Source organism: Williamsia sp., assembly GCF_016462415.1.
GTDB lineage: Bacteria > Actinomycetota > Actinomycetes > Mycobacteriales > Mycobacteriaceae > Williamsia_A.
Genome location: NZ_JAEMTF010000191.1, coordinates 1 through 3,507 on the forward strand (window position 1 = coordinate 1; position 3,507 = coordinate 3,507).

Annotated in this window: 5 protein-coding genes and 1 pseudogene; 3 read left to right on the forward strand and 3 right to left on the reverse strand. The window is 68.1% G+C overall.

Translation table 11 applies throughout. The features are described 5' to 3' along the window. On the reverse strand, window positions 1–887 hold an 887-nt coding region (locus tag JHC79_RS23005), incomplete at its 3' end, for an SGNH/GDSL hydrolase family protein (RefSeq protein WP_296395279.1). After that, the gene (locus JHC79_RS23010; protein ID WP_296395281.1) at window positions 874–1,083 is read right to left on the reverse strand and encodes a hypothetical protein; all 210 of its coding nucleotides are present in this window, start codon (window positions 1,081–1,083) and stop codon (window positions 874–876) included. The genes JHC79_RS23005 and JHC79_RS23010, both read right to left, overlap by 14 nt. A gap of 82 nt (window positions 1,084–1,165) precedes the next feature. On the opposite strand from JHC79_RS23010, the gene JHC79_RS23015 reads away from it, so the two are divergent. Next, window positions 1,166–2,182, forward strand: a complete 1,017-nt coding sequence (locus JHC79_RS23015) for a helix-turn-helix domain-containing protein (RefSeq protein WP_296395283.1) — start codon at window positions 1,166–1,168, stop codon at window positions 2,180–2,182. Here the strand turns inward: JHC79_RS23015 and JHC79_RS23020 are convergent. Next, window positions 2,116–2,616, reverse strand: coding sequence for a hypothetical protein (locus JHC79_RS23020; protein WP_296395285.1), 501 nt, complete (start codon window positions 2,614–2,616; stop codon window positions 2,116–2,118). The genes JHC79_RS23015 and JHC79_RS23020 overlap by 67 nt on opposite strands. 162 nt (window positions 2,617–2,778) lie before the next feature. On the opposite strand from JHC79_RS23020, the gene JHC79_RS23025 reads away from it, so the two are divergent. Together JHC79_RS23025 and JHC79_RS23860 are read left to right on the forward strand one after the other, a co-directional pair. Next, window positions 2,779–3,402, forward strand: a complete 624-nt coding sequence (locus tag JHC79_RS23025) for an AIM24 family protein (protein WP_296395288.1) — start codon at window positions 2,779–2,781, stop codon at window positions 3,400–3,402. Window positions 3,403–3,409: 7 nt separating this feature from the next. Continuing rightward, a pseudogene (locus JHC79_RS23860) lies at window positions 3,410–3,507 on the forward strand (AIM24 family protein); the annotation flags it as partial.

The window sequence follows — 3,507 nt, forward strand, 5'->3', positions numbered from 1 at the left end:
GTCGCGATCGCGCGCTCACCGCGTGCGTTCGGATGGGCCGGGATGAGCTGCGTCGTACCGAGAATCGGCTCGACGTACCGGACACCCGGTGGCGTGCAGGCGGTGTGCCCCACCGACGCCGGGGCCATGTCGACGAAGGTCGCACCGGTCGCCTCGGCGGCGCGGCGCACCGCGAGGTTCAGCGCGTCGGCGACGCTGCGGACATAGGGCGTGTCACCCGGGGCGATCAGGAAGCCGCCGGAACAGTTCCCGGAGCGCGGGAACACCGACGGGTAGCCGACGACGAAGATGCGCGCCCGGGGCGCCTTGGCGCGGATGGCCCGCAACCCCCGTGTCAACGCGGGCTGCGTACGGGCTGCGATCGGAGCGATCAGGGACTGGCCGTACTGCCTGCGGCAGGGGTCGGCCACACCCGGTGTGGTCAGCGCGGCGCGGATACACCGCTGCAGCGTGCCACCGAAGGTCCCGGAGTCGTTGCCGCCCATCATCACGGTGACGATGTCGGTGGTCGGACGGACCGCGTTCAACTGCGCCTGGGTGCCGGGCACACCGGCCTGCGGACCGTAGAAGTCCGCCGTGCGCGCCGACCCACAACTCGCGTCGGTGAGCCGGTAGCCGCGCCGCGCGGCGACGATGTGCGAGAAATTGTTCTGCGATCGGGCGCACGGCAACGGAGCGCCGGGCGCCGGCGGCAGCACACCGGATCCGGCGCTGTAGCTGTCACCGAGGTTGGCGTACTCGACCGGTGCCGGTGCAGCGGAGGCCATCACCGGGGTGACCACCGAGAGGGCCAGGGCGCCGATCACGGCAGCGAACATCTGTCGGTGGAACACCACGGGGAACTCCTGGCTGGCCGGGCAGAGAATTACCAGTTCATCGAAGCGCACTGTGACGTTGCGCCGCAACCACTTCGTCGGTTCTCGTCAGTATTGCCAGTTCTTCGCGGATCCGGTTGGAATCGGGGCCGAACTCGTGGTCGAAGCCGAACGGGACCCGGGAGAGGTGGGCGGTGTCGAGCTGGTTGCGGTAGACCGCGACGAAGGCGACGACGAGGACGGGGATGAGTATCACGGCGATGGTCATGACAGGAACTATGCGATCATCGAGATCGTGCCACCAGTGGCAGCATGGCCATTGTTGGCAAAGTTTCTGCCACACTGGGGTCATGTTGAAAACCGTCGCGGTGATCGTCCAGGAACCGGTGGCCCTGTTCGAGTACGGCGTCATCCACGAGGTCTTCGGGCTCGATCGCACCGAGGACGGTGTACCCGCGTTCGAGTTGCTGATCTGCTCGCCGACCCCGGGCGTTCCGCTGAACAGCGGGAACGGTGCGTTCGTGATCGCGCCCCACCCGCTGTCGGCGGCGCTGGGCGCCGATCTCGTCGCCATCCCGGGCGGACCGGCCGAGAGCGAGCACCTCGACGAGGTGGTGCGAACCCTGCTGGAGGTCGTCGACCGCGGTGGACGGCTGCTGTCGGTGTGCACCGGCGCGTTCCTCATCGCAGCCACCGGCCTGCTCGACGGCAAACGCTGCACGACGCACTGGAAGCACGGGGCGGCGCTCGCCGCGGCCTTCCCCGACACCATCGTCGACACCGACGTGCTGTTCGTCGACGAGTACCCGGTGATCACCAGCGCGGGCACCGCGGCCGGTATCGACGCCTGCCTGCACCTGGTGCGCGAGGAGCACGGACCGGCCGTGGCCAACGCGATCGCCCGGCGGATGGTGGTGCCCCCACATCGCGACGGAGGACAGCGGCAGTATGTCGCCGCCCCCGTTCCGGACTGCTCCACCGACGGTTTCGGGGCCGTGCTCTCGTGGATGCTGGAGAACCTCGACACCGACATCACCGTCGGCGACCTCGCCCGACGGGCCCACATGTCGGCGCGGACCTTCGCCCGGCGCTTCGCCGACGAGGTGGGGACCAGTCCACACCGGTGGCTCACCGAACAGCGGGTGCTGCACGCCCGAAACCTGTTGGAATCGACCGACATCGGCATCGAGGACGTGGCGACGCGCGTCGGCTTCGGTTCGGCCACCCTGCTCCGCCACCACTTCAGCGCCGCGGTCGGGGTGTCGCCGACCGCCTACCGACGTCGCTTCGGATGCTCCGATCAGTCGGTCTCCGCCGACCCGGTGGACGCGGGATCGGTGCTCGCCGAATCGGGTTCCTCGGCGTAGGAGTCCTCGAACGAGATCCGGGGCAGACTCGTCGCCGCGTACATGGCGAGCACCAGGAGCACGAGGAACGCGATCCCGAAGATCACCGCGAACGCGACCAACAGGTAGAACACCACGTCGTAGAGCACACCGTCGACCGGTTCGGCCGCCAGCAGACCGACCGTCGACAACACCGTGCCGAGGAACGCCCACGCGGCCGCGGTCACCCGCGGCGACACGGTGGAGACCCCGAAGAGCCGCTGATAGATCCGGGTCTCGAACTCGTCGACCGCGGCCAGCCGCACCGGGTCCCCACCGGCGAGTTCACGCAGACGAGAGGCGAGTGCGGCCTCACGATCCAGACGCGCCCCCTCCTGACGTCGATATCCGACGTACCCGACGATCGCCACCACCGTGGCCACGATCCCGACGGCCACCACCACTGAGCTGTTCACGCCCGCCACCGTACCGGTATCCGACCAAGCGCTCGGTCAACTCCCGTCGCGGTGGGCGTCCGGTAAATGCGCCGTTGACCTCCACAACCGCGGGCGGGGCTTCTACGATGACTTCGAAATGCGACGTGTCGAACAAACTGCGCGGGCGAATCAGGAGCACCGATGGGCGAGCTGGTCGAGCATTCGAAACGGATCGTCGAGGCGCGCCTCGGCAACAGTTCGGTCCGGGCGATCTCCGGATCGATGGTGGCCTATCAGGGCACGGTGGCGTTCAAGTCGGCCGGCTTCGGTGGCGGTTCCGGGGTCCTGGCCGGCCTCAAGCAGCGCGCCACCGGTGAGAGCCTGTCGCTGATGGAGTGCAGCGGATCCGGAGTGGTGCACCTGGCCGTCAACGGGCAGTACGTCAGTGTGTTGCAGCTGAACAACGAGACCATCCAGGTCGAGTCGCAGCAGCTGCTCGCCATGGCGGGCAACCTGCAGACCAATGTGACCTTCGCCGGTCTCGGCGGGATGAGCAGCGGTCAGGGGTTGTTCACCACCACGGTCACCGGTACGGGGCAGGTGGCGCTGCTCTCGGCCGGTGGACCGTTGATCCACCTCGAGGTGAACCCGAACCTGCCACTGGTCGTCGACCCGGATGCGTTCGTCTCGGCGAAAGGCCAACTGCAGCAGTCGTTCGTCACCGACGTGAGCTGGCGGGACATGGTCGGCGCGGGTGGCGGGGAGGCCTTCTCGCTGCGGTGGCAGGGTTCCGGGGTCGTGTCCATCCAGCCGGCGGAACGGTGAGTGCGCCATGGTCTTCGAGAAGATCAACAGCAAGGTCGTCAAGGTCAACGTCCAGCAGGCAGGAGGGGTCGTCGCACGCAAGGGCGCGATGCTCTTCTACACCGG

Coding starts and splice junctions, on each gene's coding strand:
- JHC79_RS23015 (WP_296395283.1), top strand. CDS start 1,166: ATGTTGAAAACCGTCGCGGTGATCGTCCAGGAACCGGTGGCCCTGTTC.
- JHC79_RS23025 (WP_296395288.1), top strand. CDS start 2,779: ATGGGCGAGCTGGTCGAGCATTCGAAACGGATCGTCGAGGCGCGCCTC.
- JHC79_RS23010 (WP_296395281.1), bottom strand. CDS start 1,083: ATGACCATCGCCGTGATACTCATCCCCGTCCTCGTCGTCGCCTTCGTC.